15 protein-coding genes are annotated in these 18563 nt (G+C 75.4%); 7 read left to right on the top strand and 8 right to left on the bottom strand.

Features of this window, described 5'->3' with window-relative positions; translation table 11 throughout:
• Window positions 1-240: 240 nt before the first annotated feature.
• The 3 genes from ACZ7JZ_RS31105 (at window position 241) to fxsA (ending at window position 3815) form a co-directional block, all read left to right on the top strand.
• Complete coding sequence (locus tag ACZ7JZ_RS31105) at window positions 241-1896, top strand: amidohydrolase (RefSeq protein ID WP_470945262.1); 1656 nt, start codon at window positions 241-243, stop codon at window positions 1894-1896.
• Window positions 1897-2340: 444 nt separating this feature from the next.
• Complete coding sequence (locus ACZ7JZ_RS31100) at window positions 2341-3123, top strand: polyprenol monophosphomannose synthase (RefSeq protein ID WP_470945260.1); 783 nt, start codon at window positions 2341-2343, stop codon at window positions 3121-3123.
• A gap of 98 nt (window positions 3124-3221) precedes the next feature.
• Complete coding sequence (gene fxsA, locus ACZ7JZ_RS31095) at window positions 3222-3815, top strand: FxsA family membrane protein (protein ID WP_470945259.1); 594 nt, start codon at window positions 3222-3224, stop codon at window positions 3813-3815.
• A gap of 291 nt (window positions 3816-4106) precedes the next feature.
• On the opposite strand, the gene ACZ7JZ_RS31090 is transcribed toward fxsA, so the two are convergent.
• The 3 genes from ACZ7JZ_RS31090 to ACZ7JZ_RS31080 form a co-directional block, all read right to left on the bottom strand.
• A complete protein-coding gene (locus ACZ7JZ_RS31090; RefSeq protein WP_470945256.1) occupies window positions 4107-4481 on the bottom strand; it encodes an RNA polymerase-binding protein RbpA in 375 nt (124 codons plus the stop codon).
• Between the two features lie 255 nt (window positions 4482-4736).
• The gene (locus ACZ7JZ_RS31085) at window positions 4737-6200 is read right to left on the bottom strand and encodes an MFS transporter (protein ID WP_470945254.1); all 1464 of its coding nucleotides are present in this window, start codon (window positions 6198-6200) and stop codon (window positions 4737-4739) included.
• A gap of 64 nt (window positions 6201-6264) precedes the next feature.
• Window positions 6265-7035, bottom strand: coding sequence for a glycerophosphodiester phosphodiesterase (locus ACZ7JZ_RS31080; RefSeq protein WP_470945251.1), 771 nt, complete (start codon window positions 7033-7035; stop codon window positions 6265-6267).
• A gap of 145 nt (window positions 7036-7180) precedes the next feature.
• Here ACZ7JZ_RS31080 and ACZ7JZ_RS31075 point away from each other — a divergent pair, with 145 nt between their 5' ends.
• Window positions 7181-8680 (top strand): SCO1417 family PLP biosynthesis transcription factor, encoded by a 1500-nt coding sequence (locus ACZ7JZ_RS31075; RefSeq protein ID WP_470945249.1) that lies wholly within the window; start codon window positions 7181-7183, stop codon window positions 8678-8680.
• Window positions 8681-8762: 82 nt separating this feature from the next.
• Here the strand turns inward: ACZ7JZ_RS31075 and ACZ7JZ_RS31070 are convergent, their stop codons facing one another.
• Together ACZ7JZ_RS31070 and ACZ7JZ_RS31065 are read right to left on the bottom strand one after the other, a co-directional pair.
• The gene (locus ACZ7JZ_RS31070) at window positions 8763-10523 is read right to left on the bottom strand and encodes a P-loop NTPase family protein (RefSeq protein ID WP_470945247.1); all 1761 of its coding nucleotides are present in this window, start codon (window positions 10521-10523) and stop codon (window positions 8763-8765) included.
• A 49-nt stretch (window positions 10524-10572) separates the two neighbouring features.
• The gene (locus ACZ7JZ_RS31065) at window positions 10573-10767 is read right to left on the bottom strand and encodes a hypothetical protein (RefSeq protein WP_226733415.1); all 195 of its coding nucleotides are present in this window, start codon (window positions 10765-10767) and stop codon (window positions 10573-10575) included.
• 414 nt (window positions 10768-11181) lie between these two features.
• On the opposite strand from ACZ7JZ_RS31065, the gene ACZ7JZ_RS31060 reads away from it, so the two are divergent.
• Window positions 11182-11604 carry an ankyrin repeat domain-containing protein gene (locus ACZ7JZ_RS31060; protein ID WP_470945244.1) on the top strand — a complete coding sequence of 141 codons (423 nt, stop codon included), beginning with the start codon at window positions 11182-11184 and terminating at the stop codon, window positions 11602-11604.
• Window positions 11605-11883: 279 nt separating this feature from the next.
• Window positions 11884-13389: a HEAT repeat domain-containing protein gene (locus ACZ7JZ_RS31055; RefSeq protein ID WP_470945241.1), complete on the top strand. Its 1506-nt coding sequence runs from the start codon at window positions 11884-11886 to the stop codon at window positions 13387-13389.
• 1187 nt (window positions 13390-14576) lie between these two features.
• Here ACZ7JZ_RS31055 and ACZ7JZ_RS31050 read toward each other — a convergent pair.
• From ACZ7JZ_RS31050 to ACZ7JZ_RS31040, 3 genes are read right to left on the bottom strand one after another with little or no spacing between them, the layout of a single operon-like run.
• Complete coding sequence (locus ACZ7JZ_RS31050) at window positions 14577-15452, bottom strand: 5-oxoprolinase subunit C family protein (RefSeq protein ID WP_470945239.1); 876 nt, start codon at window positions 15450-15452, stop codon at window positions 14577-14579.
• Entirely contained in the window at window positions 15449-16105 is a 657-nt protein-coding gene (locus ACZ7JZ_RS31045; protein ID WP_470945236.1) for a 5-oxoprolinase subunit B family protein, read from the bottom strand. The genes ACZ7JZ_RS31050 and ACZ7JZ_RS31045 overlap by 4 nt, the downstream gene beginning before the upstream one ends.
• Window positions 16102-16854 carry a LamB/YcsF family protein gene (locus ACZ7JZ_RS31040; protein ID WP_470945346.1) on the bottom strand — a complete coding sequence of 251 codons (753 nt, stop codon included), beginning with the start codon at window positions 16852-16854 and terminating at the stop codon, window positions 16102-16104. The genes ACZ7JZ_RS31045 and ACZ7JZ_RS31040 overlap by 4 nt, the downstream gene beginning before the upstream one ends.
• A gap of 176 nt (window positions 16855-17030) precedes the next feature.
• Here ACZ7JZ_RS31040 and ACZ7JZ_RS31035 point away from each other — a divergent pair, with 176 nt between their 5' ends.
• The gene (locus ACZ7JZ_RS31035; protein ID WP_470945234.1) at window positions 17031-18536 is read left to right on the top strand and encodes a hypothetical protein; all 1506 of its coding nucleotides are present in this window, start codon (window positions 17031-17033) and stop codon (window positions 18534-18536) included.
• Window positions 18537-18563 lie beyond the last annotated feature (27 nt).

Below are 18563 nucleotides of genomic sequence, written 5' to 3'. Positions count from 1 at the left end.
CACCCACCGTCCCGCCCGGACCCATTCCAGCCCCGCCGGCGTTTGAGGCGCGGGGTCCGGGGCGGAGCCCCGGGATCGGGAAGGGGCGGGTAGGGGAAAGCCCCGCGCAGCGGCCGCCCACCCCCGCGGCCCCCCCCGGGCCCACCCCCCGGCCCACCCGACCGGCGCCCACCCCCGCCCCCGGGACCCCGCCCCCACCCCGTGCACTCCGCACCCCCCACACCCGCGAGACTGTTCCGCATGACCGATACCCCCGCAGGCCCCGCCGAAGAAGCCGGAGCCGCCGCCCCCCACCGCACCGTCCTGCTCCGCCGCGGCGAGGTGCACAGCCCCGCCGACCCCTTCGCCACCGCCATGGTCGTGGAGCGCGGCCGTATCGCCTGGGTCGGCTCGGAGGGGGCCGCGGACGCCTTCGCGGAGGGCGTGGACGAGACCGTCGACCTGGACGGCGCCCTGGTCACCCCGGCGTTCACGGACGCCCACGTGCACACCACCGCCACCGGCCTGGCCCTGACCGGCCTCGACCTCACCGGCGCCCGCACCCTCGGCGAGGCCCTCGCCCTCGTCCGCGCCCACGCCGCGCAGCGCCCCGCCGACCGGGTCCTCCTCGGCCACGGCTGGGACGCCGCCCGCTGGCCCGAGCGCCGCGCCCCGCACCGGGCCGAGCTGGACGAGGCAGCCGCCGGCCGCCCGCTCTACCTCAGCCGCATCGACGTGCACTCCGCCGTCACCACCACCGCCCTGCTCGACCTGGTCCCCGGCGTCCGCGACCAGCCCGGCTTCCACCCCGAGCAGCCCCTGACCCGGGACGCCCACCACACCGTGCGGGCCGCCGCCCTGGCCGCCGTCACCCCCGCGCAGCGCGAGGAGGCCCAGCGGGCGGCCCTGGACCGGGCGGCCTCGCTCGGCATCGGCTCCCTCCACGAGTGCGGCGGCCCGGGGATCTCCTCCCCGGAGGACTTCACCGCCCTCCTGGAGCTGGCCCGCCGCACCGCGGGCCCGCGGGTCTTCGGCTACTGGGCCGAGCAGGACGTGGACCGGGCCCGCGCCCTCGGCGCCGTCGGCGCCGCCGGGGACCTCTTCGTCGACGGCGCCCTCGGCTCCCGCACGGCCTGCCTGCACACCCCGTACGCCGATGCCGGGGACCCCGGCCACACCGGCACCGCGTACCTCGGTGCCGCCGACGTGGCGGCCCACGTGGCCGCCTGCACCGAGGCCGGGATCCAGGCCGGCTTCCACGCCATCGGGGACGCGGCCGTCGGCGCGGTGGTCGAGGGGGTCCGCAAGGCCGCCGAGCAGGTCGGCGCCGCCCGGATCCGGGCCGCCCGGCACCGTGTGGAGCACGCCGAGATGATGGACGCGGACAGCATCGCGGCCTTCGCCGAGTTCGGCCTGACCGCCTCCGTGCAGCCCGCCTTCGACGCGGCCTGGGGCGGGGCGGAGGGCATGTACGCCGACCGGCTCGGCGCCGACCGCGCCCGCACCCTCAACCCGTACGCCGCCATGCTCCGCGCCGGCATCCCGCTCGCCTTCGGCTCGGACGCCCCCGTGACCCCGCTCGACCCCTGGGGCACCGTCCGGGCCGCGGCCTTCCACCGGACCCCGGAGCACCGGATCTCGGTGCGCGCCGCCTTCACCGCCCACACCCGCGGCGGCTGGCGGGCGCTGGGGCGCGACGACGCGGGCGTCCTGGTCCCCGGGGCCCCGGCCGACTATGCGCTCTGGCGTACGGACGAGCTCGTCGTCCAGGCCCCCGACGACCGGGTGGCCCGCTGGTCCACCGACCCGCGCTCCGGCACCCCGGGCCTGCCGGACCTCACCCCCGGCCGTGACCTGCCGGTATGCCTCGGCACGTACGTCGGCGGCCGGGAGGTGTACGCGCGCCCGCAGGGGTGACGGCACCCGCGGGCATTGCGCCGATCGATGTGCGCGGCCCCGGGACCCGGATCCCGGGGCCTCCCGTACTGACCTGGCCCTTTCAGGTAAAAGAGCAGGTCGGAAGGGTGTTGACAGCAGGCGGCGGGGGGCGGGTAGGTTCGGCCGCGTCCACCACAGGACGTCCGACACCGTCGAACCGGCCGCTGCCGCGCTCCCGCGCCTCGGGGGCGAGGGAAGGTTTCGCCGGGTCGGCGGGTGCGACCCGGGTGGGGCCCGGGCGTCCAGTAGACAACGGCCTCGGCCGCCCGCAGCCGGCGGGCCCCCGGGGCCGGCCCGAAGGACTCCGGGCCCCGGTCCCGCCGCCGCGGACCCCCGAGCGCCGGGGAACCCGCGTCGGCGCGAAGGCGGCTCTGAGCGCTCGCTAAGGTGGGGTTCCTGTGAACGGACGGCAAAGGGGATTCAGTGAGCGACGGCGGTGAACGGCGGTACGGACCGCTCGGCACGGCCCTGGTGATCATTCCGACCTTCAACGAGGCGGACAACATCAGGCCGATCGTGTCCCGGGTGCGCGCCGCGGTGCCCGAGGCGCACGTCCTCGTGGCCGACGACAACAGCCCCGACGGCACCGGCAAGATCGCCGACGACCTGGCCGCCGAGGACGGGTTCGTCCACGTGCTGCACCGCAAGGGCAAGGAGGGGCTCGGCGCCGCCTACCTCGCCGGCTTCCGCTGGGGCATCGAGCACGGCTACGGCGTCCTGGTCGAGATGGACGCCGACGGCTCCCACCAGCCGGAGGAGCTGCCCCGCCTGCTCACCGCGCTCAAGGGCGCCGACCTGGTCCTCGGCTCGCGCTGGGTGCCCGGCGGCCGGGTGGTCAACTGGCCCAGGCACCGGATGCTGCTCTCGCGCGGCGGCAGCACGTACTCCCGCCTGATGCTCGACGTGCCCATCCGCGACGTCACCGGCGGCTTCCGGGCCTTCCGCAAGGAGACGCTGGAGGGGCTGGGCCTGGAGGAGGTGGCCTCGCAGGGCTACTGCTTCCAGGTCGACCTGGCCCGGCGGTCCGTCGAGGCGGGCTTCCACGTGGTCGAGGTGCCCATCACCTTCGTCGAGCGCGAGTTCGGCGACTCCAAGATGAGCCGGGACATCGTCGTCGAGGCGCTGTGGCGGGTCACGGCCTGGGGCGTGGGCACGCGCGCCTCCCAGGTGCTCCGGCTGGCCAGGGGCGGGGACAGGCGGCCCTGAGGGCCGCGGCGGCCCCTCCGGGGCGGGAGCCGCGGGTCCCCCGGGCCCCCGGTGCCTCCCTGAAGCCGCTTTTACGGCGGTACGGGCACACTGGGAGCATGACGACCGGCGCAACCGCATCGACCGCCCGCAGGCGCCCGCGCGCCCGCACCTTCGCCCCCCTGGCCGTCGCCGCCTGGCTCCTGCTGGAGATCTGGCTGCTGACCGTGGTCGGAGACCTCATCGGAGGCCTCGGGGTGTTCGCCCTGCTGGCCGGCGGGGTCGTCCTCGGTGCCGTGGTCATCAAGCGGGCCGGACGCCGGGCCTTCAAGAACCTGACGGAAACGTTCCAGCAGGCCCAGGCGGCCGCCGCGGGTGCGGGACCCGGGACACCCCCGGAGCGCCCCGCGGGGCAGGGCAACGGCCTGACCATGCTGGCCGGACTGCTCCTGATCATGCCCGGCCTGGTCTCGGACCTGGCCGGACTGCTGCTCCTGGTGCCCCCTGTCCGCGCGCTGGTCTCCCGGCGGGCCGGGCGCACCCTGGAGCGCCGGATGGCCAAGGCGTCCCCCGGCAGCCTCGGGGACGCCTTCCAGCAGGCCCGGATCCACTACCCCGACGGCAAGGTCGTCCAGGGCGAGGTCATCCGCGAGGACGGCCCGGGGGCCGGCCCCCGGGCCCCGCAGCAGCAGTACCCGCCGCTCGGCCAGTGAGCGCCGGCGGTCGTGACTGACGTGACCTGATCCGACCGGCCTCAGGCCGGGCCCCCGAACCCGTCTCCTGGCGCCCTTGCGCCCCGCACCCGGTCCGCCGTACCCCGGCGGGCCGGGTCTCCTGCATTCCGGGGTCGGTCCCGCCGCGCCCTCCCCGTCCCCGTGCGTCCGTACGGCCACCCGGACGCACCGGTTCCGGCACACGGAAAAGCCGCGGGGCTCCACCACATGGCGTGGTGGAGCCCCGCGGCTCTCGATGTGCGCCGGTGCGGGCGCGGTGCGAGTCCGCCGTCAGGCGGACTTGCGGCTGTCTCGCGGATGCACCGCGATGTTCATGGCGCCGGACCGAAGGACCGCCAGCCTCTCGGCCAGGACCTCCTCCAGCTCTTCGCGGGTACGCCGCTCCATGAGCATGTCCCAGTGCGTGCGCGCGGGCTTGCCCTTCTTCTCTTCGGGCCCGTCCCCGTCCACAAGGAGTGCCTGCGCACCGCAGGTCTTGCACTCCCACTCCGGCGGAATCTCCGCCTCAACCGAGAACGGCATCTCGAATCGATGTCCGTTCTGGCATGCGTACTCCACCGCCTGGCGCGGGGCCAGATCGATGCCGCGGTCCGTCTCGTAGCTGGTAACCACGAGTCGCGTGCCGCGGAGAGCTCGCTCACTCATGAATCGTGCCTCCCGGGCTTGTCGCCCACAGGACAGGTGTCGCTGTCGTCGTCATCCGGTCAACGTCCGGTCGGCGGTATAGATTCCCGCTCCCGCTCATGCGTCGCCCGTCGTGCCGCCCCTTGTTGTACCCACCAATGCCCGTTTTGTCACATCTGGCAGCAGATGTCACCCAACGTCTTCACTTTGCGAGCACGCAGTAACGCTCCGCCTGGCAGGCCAAAGGCGTATACTACCGGCCTTTTAGTTCGACGTCTAAATCCGGTCCGGAACCGGGTTTCCGGCCGCCTCCACGGCCCGGCGCACCGGCACCCTCGCGAGCAGCACGAACCCCACGGCGAAGAACACCACCAGGGAGATGATGGCGTCCCGGTAGCTCCCCGTCAGCTGGTACGTGAGACCGAACACCAGCGGCCCCACCCAGCTCACCCCGCGGTCGCTGATCTCGTACGCCGAGAAGTACTCGGCCTCCTTCCCGCGCGGCACCAGGTGCGAGAACAGCGAGCGCGACAGCGCCTGGCTGCCGCCCAGCACCAGCCCGATCATCGCCGCGAGCACGAAGAACCACACGGGCTGCCCGGCCGGCAGGAAGTACCCCGCGGCCAGCGTCACCGTCCAGGCGGCCAGTGAGCCGAGGATCGTCCGCTTGGCCCCGTGGACGCGCGCCACCCGGCCCATCGCCAGCGCGCCGGCCACGGCCAGCACCTGCACCAGCAGGACCGCGGCGATCAGCGTGCCCTGCTCCAGGCCCAGCTCCTCCGAGCCGTAGATGGAGGCCTGGGAGATCACGGTCTGGACCCCGTCGTTGTAGATCAGGTAGGCCAGCAGGAACGACAGGGTCAGCGGGTGCTTGCGCATGTCCTTCAGCGTGGCCACGAGCTGCTTCCAGCCGCTGCCCGCATGCCCGCCGGCCCCGGCCGGGCCCACCCGCCGGTCCCGCAGCCGGCGCAGCGGGATGATCGCGAAGGCGCCCCACCACAGGCCCGCCGAGGCCAGGCAGATCCGCACCGCCATGCCCTCGGAGAGGCCGAAGGACTCGTGCCCGGTGTAGAGGACCAGGTTCACGACGAGCATCACGGAGCCCGCGGTGTACCCGAAGGCCCAGCCCCGGGAGGAGACCGCGTCCCGCTCGTCCGGCTCCGCGATCTGCGGCAGGTAGGCGTTGTAGAGCACCATCGACACGGCCATCGAGGCATTGGCCACGATCAGCAGCAGCCCGCCGAGCAGGTAGCGGTCCCCGCCCAGGAAGAACATGGCCGTGGTCGCGGCGGCACCCGTGTACGCGGCCGCCGCCAGCAGCGGCTTCTTGCGGCCCGTACGGTCCGCCACCGCCCCGACCAGCGGCATCGCCAGCACCGCGAGGATCACCGAGACCGATACGGCGTACGCGAAGAAGGAGCCGGCCCGCACCGGGATGCCCAGCGGGTGCACGAAGCCCTCGGCGTCCGCCGCCGCCTTCGCCACCGAGGTGAGGTACGGGCCGATGAACACCGTCAGGACGCTCGCCGAGTACACCGAGCAGGCGAAGTCGTAGAAGTACCAGCCGTGCTGCTCGCGGCGCCGCTCGGCGGCCGCGTCCGCCCCGGGCGCTCCCGGCGCCGGGTGGCCGGTCCCCGCAGGGACCCCGGCCTCCGCGGCGGACCCGGACCCCGCGGGGTGCCCCTCCGCGCCGCTGGATCCCCCGGGCGTGCCCGCCGGATCCGTGTTCCCCGCACTCACGGTGCCCCCTCGCTGATCCCCGTAACGGCGCCGCGGGCCGGCCGCGCGCGAACCCCGGGACGTGTCAGGCCCAGGCCCCGCGGCGCTCCAGCACGGTGCGCAAGATGTCGATCCGGTCGGTCATGATGCCATCCACCCCCAGGTCGAGGAGAGCCTCCATACGTTGCGGATCGTTCACGGTCCACACGTGCACCTGCAGGCCCCGGGCGTGCGCCGCCCGGACGAACCGGCGGTCCACCACGCGCACGCCCGCCTGGGACTCGGGAACCTGCGCCGCCACGGCCCCGGGCCGCAGCCGCGCGGGCACCGACAGCGACCGCAGCCGCAGCGCCGCCACCCCCAGCACCCCGTACGAGGTCGCCAGCCGCGGGCCCGCGAGCCGCTGCGCCCGCGCCACCCGGGCCTCGGAGAACGAGCCCACGCACACGCGGTCCCACAGGTTCGCCCGGGCGATCAGGTTCACCAGTGGGTGCAGCGCGGACTCGGCCTTCACGTCGATGTTCCAGCGGGCCTCCGGGAACTCCCCGACCAGGTCCTCGAAGAGCGCCAGCGGCTCCCGGCCCCCCACCCGCGCCCCGGCCACCTCCCGCCAGGGCAGCTCGGCTATCCGGCCCGCGGCGTCGGTGACCCGGTCGAGGGTCGGGTCGTGGAAGGCCACCAGCTTCCCGTCCGCCGTGGCGTGCACGTCGGTCTCGAAGTAGCGGTAGCCGAGCTTCCCGGCCCGGCGGAAGGCGGCCGCCGTGTTCTCCAGGCCGTCGGCGGCCCCGCCCCGGTGGGCGAAGGCGAGCGGCGACGGGTGGTCGAGGTACGGGTGGCGGGGGAGTGCGTGGGTCACGGCGGCAGTATCCACCCTCGCGGGCCGCCGCGGTGAAGGAAGGGTCCCCTGGTGCGAGTGGACCGGCGCGTGGCACGCTGAACCCCTCCACTCATGTCCCGTGGCAGGCGAAGGCAGGCCAATCTCCCGAAGGTGGACCGCAATCATGGCCCAGTGGACCTCTGCCGTCGGTGCGGCCCAGCTCGCCCGGCTGATCTCCTCCCAGCAGCCGCGCCCCGTCGCCGCCGGCACCCGCAAGCCGCCCGCGTACCGCTCCCTCGCCGACGGCATCCGGCTGCTGGTGCTGGAGGGCCGGATCCCGGTCGCCGCCCGGCTCCCCGCCGAGCGCGAGCTCGCCGTGGCCCTGGAGGTCAGCCGCACCACGGTCGCCGCCGCCTACGAGGCCCTGCGCGCGGAGGGCTTCCTCGAATCCCGCCGCGGGGCCGGCTCCTGGACCTCCGTACCCGCCGGGAACCCGCTGCCCGCGCGCGGGCTCGAACCGCTGCCGCCCGAGGCCCTGGGCTCGATGATCGACCTCGGCTGCGCGGCCCTCCCGGCCCCCGAGCCCTGGCTGACCCGCGCCGTCCAGGGGGCGCTGGAGGAGCTGCCGCCGTACGCGCACACGCACGGGGACTACCCGGCCGGGCTCCAGGTCCTGCGCCGGATGCTCGCCGACCGCTACACCGCCCGCGGCATCCCGACCATGCCCGAGCAGATCATGGTGACCACCGGGGCCATGGGCGCCATCGACGCCATCTGCCACCTCTTCGCCGGGCGCGGGGAGCGGATCGCCGTCGAGTCCCCCTCGTACGCGAACATCCTCCAGCTGATGCGCGCCGCCGGGGCCCGGCTCGTGCCCGTCGCCATGGCCGACGCGCTGGGCGGCTGGGACCTGCCGGTCTGGCGGCAGGTGCTGCGCGACTCCGCGCCGCGGCTCGCCTACGTGGTCGCGGACTTCCACAATCCGACCGGCGCCCTCGCGGACGAGGACCAGCGGCGGGCCCTGGTCGAGGCGGCCCGCTCGGCCGGGACCGTGCTCGTCGTGGACGAGACCATGTCGGAGCTGTGGCTGGAGCCGGGCATGGAGATGCCGCGGCCGGTGTGCTCCTTCGACCCCGCGGGCTCGACGGTCGTCACCGTCGGCTCGGCCAGCAAGGCCTTCTGGGCGGGCATGCGGATCGGCTGGGTCCGCGCCGCCCCCGACGTGATCCGCAGCCTGGTCGCGGCGCGCGCGTACGCCGATCTGGGCACCCCGGTGGTCGAGCAGCTCGCCGTGACCTGGCTCATGGGCACCGGCGGCTGGGAGCAGGCCGCCGAGCTGCGCCGCGAACAGGCCCGCGAGAACCGGGACGCGCTCGTCGCGGCCGTCCGGCGGGAGCTGCCCGACTGGGAGTTCGAGGTGCCCCGCGGCGGGCTCACGCTGTGGGCCCGCGCGGGCGGCCTGTCCGGCTCGCGGCTCGCGGAGGCGGGGGAGCGGGTCGGGGTCCGCGTCCCCTCCGGCCCGCGCTTCGGCGTCGACGGGGCCTTCGAGGGGTACGTACGGCTGCCCTTCACGGTCGGCGGCCCGGTCGCCGACGAGGCGGCCGTCCGCCTGGCCACGGCCGCCCGCCTGGTCGCCACGGGGGCCGGCGCGGGCTCGGAGGGCCCGCGGACCTTCGTCGCGTGAGGCGTGAGGCGTGATCTGTGAGACGTGGGGTGCGGGGTGACGCCGGGGGCGGGAGGCTGTCGCCGCTGCCAGCCGTGTGCGGTCAGTGGGCCGTCTCGGGGGCCGCGCCCCGCTCCGGGAGCGGGACGGTGTGCGTGGTCTCCGAGGACCGCAGGGCGTCGAGGGCCTTGAGGCCCTCCACCGCCTTGAAGGTCTCGACGGCCGCCGCGGCCGGCACCCCGGCGACCTGAGCGGCTCCTTCCGTTTCCGCGGCCCCGCAGCCCTCCGCGGCCGGCGCCGCCTGCGGGGCCTCCGGCGCGCCCGCGGGGGGCTCCGTCCCGTCCTGGTCCGGCGCGCTGGGTGCGGGCGGCAGGAGGTCCAGTACGGCCTGGCGCTGGGCGGCGTTCGCCGTGTCGTCGTACGGGTCGGGGGTGGCCGGGACCTGGAGCCGGTGCACCGGCCCCGCGCCGATCCGGGCGTACCCGCGGCCGGGCGGCACCTCGGCCGTCGGCGTGGTGTGCGGGGGCGCGCCCAGCACCGCGGCGATCTGCCCGGCGCTCGCCGGGCCGAGGACGACGCGGGCGCGGGTGTGGGCGAAGACGGTGTCCCCGAGCAGCTCCAGGTTCTCGAACTGCTCGGCCACGACCACGGCCACCTGTACGGCCCGGCCGTGCCGGAAGACGACCTGGAGCAGCGACAGCGGATCGGGCCGCCCCTCGGCCGCGGCCAGGTGCCCGAACACGCTCGGCCGGTCCAGGAGCACCCACAGCGGCCGCCGGACGTCCTCGGGGTCGGGGCGGCCCGCCTGCCGGGCCCGGTGCGCGGCGATCAGCCGCCGCTCGGTCTCGTGCGCCGCCCACTCGAGGGTGGCCAGGGCCCCGGTCAGTCCGCACTCGACGCCCAGCACTCCGGTCCGGCCGGTCAGACAGGCGTACTCGCCGTGCCCGCCGCCCTCGACGACCAGGACCTCGCCGCCGTGGTGGAGGGCCTGGAGGGCGAGCGAGCGCAGGAGCGTGGACGTGCCGCTGCCCGGGTGGCCGACGGCGAGCAGGTGCGGCTCGGCGGAGCGCGGGCCGGTGCGCCACACCACCGCGGGCGCGTCCCGCTGCTCGCCGCCGTCGAGCACCGGCAGGGTGCGCGGCACCCCGCCCGGGTCCGTGAAACCGAGGACGGTCTCGGAGGGCGAGGTGACGAACCGCTGGGCGGCCACGGTGGCCGGCAGCGGGGAGAGCACGCTCAGGTCGAGGCGGTTGGCCTCCTCGTCCCAGGCGAACAGGTACTCGCGGCCGCGGCCGGACTTGGTGTGCAGGAGCTGCTCGATGCGGGCGCGTGAGGCGGGCTCCCCGTCGGTGAAGTAGGCGGGGTAGCGGATCCGCAGCCGGGTGATGCGGCCCGCGCCGTCGAACGCGTAGCCGCTGAAGGCCTTGTCCCACTCACCGCCGTGGGCGAAGAGCGGAGCCGGGTCCTCGGGCAGGGAGAAGTAGGGCACCAGGGCCTCGTACAGGGCGGCGAGGCGCTCGGTCTCGGCCTCGCTCGGCCCGGTGCGGGCGGGGGTGCGGTCGCGGCCCTGCCAGGCGGCGGCGGCCATCAGGGCGACCAGGGCCAGCAGGGGCCCGTAGGGGACCAGTGCCACCGCCAGGAGGCAGGCGGCGGAGAGGAAGAGCGTCGGACCGCGCTTGTCCTTGGGCGTGTCGGCCCACCTGCGGCGGCCGGCGGCCGCCAGGAGGCGCAGTCCGCGCCCGATCGTGAGGAGCGGATGGAGGACGTCCGTGGCACTGTCGGCCGCTGTGCGCGCGATCTCGCGGCCCCGGGCCAGCGAAGCGGTGCCGCCGGTGAGGATGCGGGGGAGTGGTCGCCGGGCCACGGGCGTCTCCTGGACTTGTCGGTGGAGCTGTCGGTGGAGCGGGGCGGGATCAGAGCTTGATGCCGCCGAGGAGCGACGCGATGCTGGCCGTGCTGGCCGTGATGCTCGGGGCGATGGCGGAGCCCGCGAGGAAGAAGCCGAACAGGGCGCAGACGAAGGCGTGGGACAGCTTCATTCCGTCCTTGCGGAAGAAGAGGAAGCAGATGATGCCGAGGAGCACCACGCCCGAGATGTTGAGGACCATCAGAAGTTCTCCTGGTTGGTGGGGACAGTCACCATGAGTACTTCCAGGCTCACAGCAAGTATCAATGCGACAAAAGGTGCATAAGGGTGAATCCTGCGGGTTTTCACTTGACCGGCTCAGCTCAACTGGCGCGACGGGCCCCCAGGTGGTCCGTACCTGCCGCCGCCTGCTGCGACCGGCCCGGACGCCTGCTGATCTTTACCGCGGACAGGTCCCGCCATGTGCCGTGACGGGCAGTACCCTGTCGATTCACCCGTACGGCCCCGGCGCCGTACCGCCCCGCGCCCGGACGGATCCGGCGCAGGTCGAGCGGCGGGCACCATCACGCAGAACGCGTAGGGCGTTCAGAACTGCGCAGAAGCGCGCAGAGGCGTGCAGGAGCGCGTACACACACGCAGAAAGGCAGCGCATCCGATGAGCGACCAGCAGCCCCAGTCCGGCCCGGCCGGACAGGCTCCCGACGCGGACGTGGTGGAGCTCGCCACCAAGATCTTCGACCTGGCCCGGCAGGGGGACGCCGCCGCCCTCGCCTCCTACGTCGACGCCGGTGTCCCGGCCAACCTGACGAACGACCGCGGCGACACCCTCGTCATGCTCGCCGCCTACCACGGCCACGCCGAGGCCGTCACCGCCCTCCTCGCACGCGGCGCCGAGGCCGACCGGGCCAACGACCGCGGCCAGACCCCGCTCGCCGGAGCCGTCTTCAAGGGCCAGGAAGCCGTCATCCGCGCCCTCCTCGCCGGCGGAGCCGACCCGGAGGCGGGCACGCCGTCCGCCGTGGACACCGCCCGGATGTTCGGCAAGACCGATCTCGTGGAGCTTTTCGAAGCCCGCTGAGGCCCCTGCCAGGCGGTTCCTCCAAGGGTTCCGCCGCAGAGTCCACCGCAAGGGAAGCCGTAAATGTGGTCGCGGCGTGCAAACTGCCTGGGCCATCATGGCGACGGATCCGGAGAGCACCCCGAAGTACGGGGTACGGGGGAGCTCCGGTCACCGACGAAAGAGAGAAGGAAATGGTCTACATCGAGCGGAAGACGGCGGGCGCCCCGACATGCTGTTACGCGGCCACGTGAATCCCGATTCCCGGTCGCGTCCCCAGCTTGATTTGAGGCCACTCCCATGTTCGAACCAGTCATAGCTCCGAGCGGCACGCTGCTCGGCCTCCTCCAGAGGGGCCGTGGCGACGGCACGCTGCACGCCCTCGCGGCGCCGCGCGCGGAAGCGCTGGCGGCCCTCAACCTCTGCGTCCTGCGCGACCCGCGCGGCGACTGGCAGGTCGAGAACCGCTCCCTGTACTACGCCCGGCTCTACCTGGACCTGGCCGGCGACCTCGGCGAGATCGAGGCGCACCTCTTCTCCGCCCAGGACGTCCTCGACGGCATCGCCGGGGACGGGCTCGACGGCGCCGTCGGCGTCGGCAGTGGCGGCGGCGGATGCGCTGACGACCGCGCCGCGGCGGCCGAGGCCGAGGCGCGGACCGGGCTCGCCCTGTCCGTCCTCGGACACCTCGCCTCCTACGGGCGCGCCGACGCCCTCGCCCTGCTGCGCCGGTACGCCGCCTCCGGCGCGAACTGGTCCTGGGCCCTCGACGAGCTCGCCCTGCGCGACGACGACGCCGGGCTCCGCGCCCTCGCGGGACCCGTCCTCGCCCGCTTCCCGGCCGGAGCCGGGGGCGAGGCGCGGCTGGCCGCCGCCGTACGCGACGCCTACGAGCCGCGCCCCTGGCGCCTGTGGGAGGAGCTGCCCGAGCACGGGGCCCGGCTGCGCGCCGCCCGCGAACAGGGCTCCTTCGACCGCTGGCAGCGCCAGCTCAGCCCCTCGGGCCCGCAGCCCGGCTGGGGAGTCGCCGCCGTCTTCGAGTGGGCCGCCGACGGACTGCGCCGCGGCACCCCCCTGCACGTGCCGGCCGCCCGCTGCCTGGCGGCCGTCGCCACCCCCGAGGACCGCGCCGAGATCCTCGCCGCCGCCGCCGGAAACGCCGGGGCGGCCGCCCGGGCCACCGCCCTCCACCACCTCGTCGTGGCCGAGCCGGAGAACCCGGCCGTCCTCGACCTCATCGAAGCCGCGGTCGGGGACGCCGTCGGCACCGGGGACGCATCCGGCGACGAGGCCGTAGTCGCCGCCTACGAACGCCTGTGCAGCCCCGCGGCCCTCGACCGGGCCCGCGGCTGGATCCACCGCCCCGACGCCCTCGGAGCCGCCGCAGCCCGCACCCTGGCCGCGCGCGGCACCGCCGCGGACGCCACCCTCGTCCTGGGCGCCCTGCGCGAGACCGTCCGTTCCGAGGGCCCCGACGCCGAAGGCCTCTTCGCCCTCGTCGACGGCGCCCGCCGGCTCTCCATCGGCTGCGCGGCCCCGGTCCTGCGCCACGTCTACCGCGAGACGGCCTCCTCCCACCTCCGCGGCCGCGCGGCCGCTGCCCTGGCCGCCACCGACCCGTCCTTCGCCGCGGGCTTCGCGGTGGAGTGCCTGTGGGACTGCGAGGAGACCACCCGCGAACTGGCCGCCCACCACGCGGCCACCGGCGACGCCCGTGTAGTCGACCGCCTCCGCCGCCTGGCCGCCGACCCGGCCGAGGAGGAGGAAGTCCAGTCGGCTGTACGGAGCCGGATCATGCCGTTGTAGGGGGTGGGGTGGGGGTGGGCTGGGGTGCGGGGGTCAGGGCTTTGCCCGGGTCTCCTCCCCCTGCCCGTGCGTCTCCGGTGGACGGTGCTTCGCGGGTCGGGGTCTCCTCCCCCGCCTCAGCGCCCCGGCCGACCGGTCTTTGCCCACCACCCCCTGGGCGGGCCGGGGTACGGGGACCACCCCGTACGGGCTCGGATCCGGACCCCGCTCCCGGCCCGGGGCCTGGCCACCCCGAGTCCCGTCTGGACCCCGGCTATCCACCCCGGCGGGGGTCCCGCCCGGCCCCGATCATCCAGCCTCGCCAGGGGTCTCACCCGACCCTGGCCCTCCAGCCTCGCCAGGGGGTCCCCCCGACCCCGCGTATCCAGCCACGTCGGCGTGCGAGGCACCGGGTCGGGCCCGCCCGAGGCCCTTGCATCCCCCGCTATCCACCCCGGCAGGGGTCCCACCCGACCCCGGCTATCCAGCCCCACCAGGGGTCCCGTCTATCCAGCCTCGCCGGCGTTTGAGGCGCGGGGTCTGGGGCGGAGCCCCAGTTCGGGAAGGGGCGGGTAGGGGACCTTGCTCCGCGCAGCGGACCTCTAACCCCGGCCCACCTCTCCAGCCCCCGGTCCGGGTAGGAGGGGTTCTCCGGTGTCTGCTCGCATGTCTGAGGGTGCGGCCGTCCCGCGGCACCCTGTCAAGGGCGCTTCGCGTCGCTGCGCGACTCCGCTTCGCTCCGCCCTTGACAGGCCACCACGGGACGTCAAGTCCCAGACTTGCCAGCAGCCACAGGAGAAAAAGCAGCAGGGGGACCAGGGACACGGGCGGTCAGTGTCGGCCAGGCGCATCCCGTTCCGCTGGGCGGAAAGACCACAAGCCGCGGAGGATCGCTACACAGCCGCGGCCGTCTCAGCGGCCTCCGGGCCGGCTCCGGCTGGGCATAGGCCGCCAGCGATCGCTACGCCCTCCAGCGGTCTCAGCGGTCTCAGCGGTCTCAGCGGCCTGCGGGCCGGCCTCGGCTGGGCAGAAGCCGCCAGCGACCGCTACGGGCCCCCGCCGCCCGGCGGCAGCCGGACCCGTGTCCCGTGGCCCGCTGGGCGGAACTGCGCGCGCGGCGGAGCCGCGACGGGCGGCCGGGGGGTGCGGCGGACCCGGGTCCCGTGTTCTGCGGTCCGAGCGGCGGGACTCGGGGTCGCCGGACGTGGTCAGGTGAGCCAGGTGAAGCGGATCGGGGTGCCCGGGCGGGACTGGGCTGCTGCCGGGAGGGCGTGGGGCGGGACTACGGCGATGACCGGGTAGCCGCCGGTTACCGGGTGGTCGGCCAGGAAGACGACCGGGAGGCCGTCCGGGGGGACCTGGACCGCGCCCAGGACCATGCCCTCGCTGGGGAGCTCGCCGCCGCGGGCCCGGCTCAGCGGCGGGCCTTCCGTGCGGAGGCCGATGCGGTTGCCGGAGGGGGAGACGCGGTAGACGGCCGTCACCAGGGTGGCGAGGGCTTCGGCGGTGAACCAGTCCCGGCGGGGGCCGGGGAGGAGGGGGAGGACCAGTTCCGTGGGCGGGGCGGGCAGGGGGACGACGTCCACGGCGGTGGGGCCGGGGTCGGGCCGGGGGTCTGCCACGGGCAGCCGGTGGCCCCGGGCCAGGGGGGCCGGGCCGAGGCCCGACAGGAGGTCCGTGGCACGGCTGCCCAGGACCGGCGGGACGTCGATGCCGCCGCGTACGGCGACGTAGCAGCGGACTCCGGCGGTGGCCCGGCCGAGGTCCAGGACCGCGCCTGCGGGGACGCGTACCGGGGCGCCCCAGGCGGCCGGGCGGCCGTCCACGCGGACCGGACAGGGTGCGCCCGTGACCGCCACGGTGACCGGGCCCGTGGCCCGCAGGGCGACCCCGTCGAGGGTGGTTTCGAGGGTGGCGGCCCCGGTGGGGTTGCCGACGAGGCGGTTGGCGAGGGTGTGGGCCGGCAGGTCGAGTGCGCCCGAGTGCGGGACGCCGAGGTGGGCGTGGCCGGGGCGGCCCCGGTCCTGGACCGTGGTCAGGGCTCCCGGGCGCACCACGTCCAGGGCGGCGGGGGGCGGGTTCACGGTGCCTCCGGGAAGCGGACGCGGGTGCCCGGGGCGAAGAGGGCCGCGGGGTCGCGCGCGGGGTCCCACAGGACGGCTTCCGCGGTGCCGACGAGCTGCCAGCCGCCGGGGGAGGAGCGCGGGTAGACCCCGGCGTACTCGCCCGCGAGCGCGAGGGAGCCCGCGGGGACGTGGGTGCGGGGTGTGGCGCGGCGCGGTACGTGCAGGTGCGCGGGGAGTCCGGTCAGGTAGCCGAAGCCGGGGGCGAAACCGCAGAACGCCACCCGGAATGCCGTCGTGGACAGGACCGCGACCGCTTCGCGCGGCGGGAGGCCCCACAGGGCGGCCACCTCCGGCAGGTCCGGGCCGTCGTACCGGACCGGCACGGTGACCTCCGGGCCCTCCGAGGGCTCCAGCGGCGGGGCCGACCAGGTGGACAGCCGCGCGGTGAGGGCCGCGAGGGCGGCGGGGGTGGTGATCCCGTCGAGGAGAACGGTGCGGGCCGCGGGGACGATCTCGCGTACGCCCGGCAGCTCGCCCGCCGCGCGCCGCCTCAGCAGTTCGGCGTGCCAGGCGGCCACCTCGGCGCCGGAGTCCAGTTCCAGGAGGAGGCCGGTGCTGCCGAAGGGGAGGACGCGGGGGCCGGGGGGCACGGCTGTGGGCTGGTCGGTCACGTGAAGGCCTCCACGCGTACGCCCGCGTCCGCGAGGGCCGCGCGGACGCGGGCGGCCAGGGCGGCGGCTCCGGGGGTGTCGCCGTGCAGGCACAGCGAGCGGCCGGGGACGGCGATGCGCTCGCCCGTCGCGGCCGTGACCGTGCCCGTCGAGGCGAGGGACAGGGCCTGGGCCAGGGCCGCGTCCGGGTCGTGCAGCACCGCGCCGGGCTCGGTGCGCGGTACGAGGGTCCCCGCGGCCGTGTACGCGCGGTCCGCGAAGGCCTCGGGGACCGCGGGCAGGCCCGCCGCGGCCGCGGCGTCGAGCAGCCGGGAGCCGGGCAGGCCGAGCACCGGGAGCCCCGGGGCGGCCAGGAGCACCCCGGCGACCACGGCGGCGGCCTGGTCCCCGTCGTGCACGGTGCGGTTGTAGAGGGCCCCGTGCGGTTTGACGTACGACACCCTGGAACCGGCCGCCCGCGCGAAGGCCTCCAGGGCCCCGATCTGGTACGCCACCTCGTCCGCGAGCTCCTGCGCGGGCACGTCCATCGCGCGCCTGCCGAAGCCTGCGAGGTCCCGGTACGCGACCTGGGCGCCGATCCGGACCCCGCGCTCGGCCGCGAGCGCGCACACCCGGCGCATGGTGGACGGGTCGCCGGCGTGGAAGCCGCAGGCGACGTTCGCGCTCGTGACCACCGACAGCAGGGCCTCGTCGTCCGTGAGCGTCCAGCGCCCGAAGCCCTCGCCCAAGTCGGCGTTGAGGTCGATCATGGATGCCATGGCGTGAGCGTAGGGCAGGGGACAGGGGGGACGGGCGGGGGTAGAGGGGCAGGGTGTGGGGGAGGCGGGTCCGGGGGCGGGCCGCGGTCCGGATCCGGGGGTGTAGCCGAGTCGGGCGAAACCGTGCGTTTGGGTCGTTGTCCGTGGGAGCGCCTAATCTTTTCGTCGTGACCATTCCTGCCCCGGTGAAGACCGTTCCGTCCCCGGCTCCGGGCCCGGCCGCCGACGAGGGCCTGGCCCGGCGCCTGCGTGCCCTGGCCTGCACCGCCCCGCTGCACGACCTCGACGTGCGCAAGGCCAATCTCGCGGGCGAGTACGGCGTCTACGCCATGGCGGAGGTCGCGCTCGCCGCGATCGACCTGGTCACGCTCAACATGGACTTCGACACCGGCGCCGACCACGAGCAGATCGTGGCCCGGCTGCTGCCCCGCGTCGCTGCCCAGGCCCCCCGGCGCCCCGCGGCGGAGCACGAGCGGGTGGCCCGCTGGGTGCTGGAGAACCTGATCAACGTCGGCAGCGTGGACCGCGGCTTCCGCGCGATCTACGGAACCTTCGGGCCCGACGGGGTCTACGTCCGCAGGGACTACGACTTCAAGCTCCTGGAGGAGGTCCCCGGCTACGGGGGCGCGGTCTACCTGCGCACGACGGACGAGGCGGTGAACGTGCTCGTCGGAGCGCTCGACACCGATGTCACCAGCGCCCAGATCGCCGCCGAGGTGAAGCTGGAGGTGCTGATCAGCCGCGGCCGGCTGGCCGACGCCCAGCTCGCGGCCGAGCAGGCCCGGTACCGCACGGTCCAGTACGCCGAGACCCTCCGCAAGACCCTCGACGCGACCCGGCGCAACGTGCGCGCGGTGGACTGGCTCCAGGCCGTGCCCGACATGATCGCGGAGGCCCTGGACCACGTGGCCGACCGCTACCGCCACGAGAACGCGATCCTCACGAACATCCGCAAGGCCCGCGACGAGGCCGAGGACCCCGGGCACAAGCGCCGCGCAGCCGAGCTCGTCGACATCGTGAAGGACTGCATCCGCCGCCACACCCAGCTCCAGTCGCGGCTGCTGGAGGCCGGCCCGCTGTTCCGCGCCGAGCAGGACCGGCAGGCCTTCGCCGCCCCGGCCCCCCGCTCCGGCATCGACCTGTACGGCCAGCTCGTCGCCCCCGTCCTGCCCCTGCCCCTGGAGCAGGCCACGCGCGTGACGGACGCCTTCTTCGCGGCCGGTACGGGCCTGCGCACCCCCGTGTCCGTCCGCGTCGCCGACCTGGTCGAGATACTGCTCACCCCGCCCCTGGAGCGCGAGCACCTCGGCGCCGAGATGCCCGAGCCCGACCTGGTCGCGACCCCCGACGACAGCCGCTTCAGCGAGGAACAGCTCGCCGCCGCGCGTCAGCTCCTCGACCTGCCCCACGACGCCCCCCGCCGGCTGTCCGGACTCCTGGCCGAGGCCCGCCGTCGGGATCCTGACCTGCCGTACCTGGTGGCCCTGCTCGCGGTGCACGCGGCCAGCCCGGCGGTGGGCACGGCGTACCGGCAGGGCGAGGAGCGGCTGGTGTTCGCGGTGGACGACGGCACGGAGCTGGAGGACCCGGAGTTCGGCGGCGCCGACCTGATCGTGGGCACGGCCCTGCTCGACGCCGCCGGCATGGCGGCCGACCGTACGGAGGCCGCATGACCCCGCCCGGGCCCAGGCCCCCGTACG

The organism is Streptomyces sp. NPDC038213 (assembly GCF_055600495.1).
This window is presented reverse-complemented; position numbering and strand designations above follow the sequence as displayed.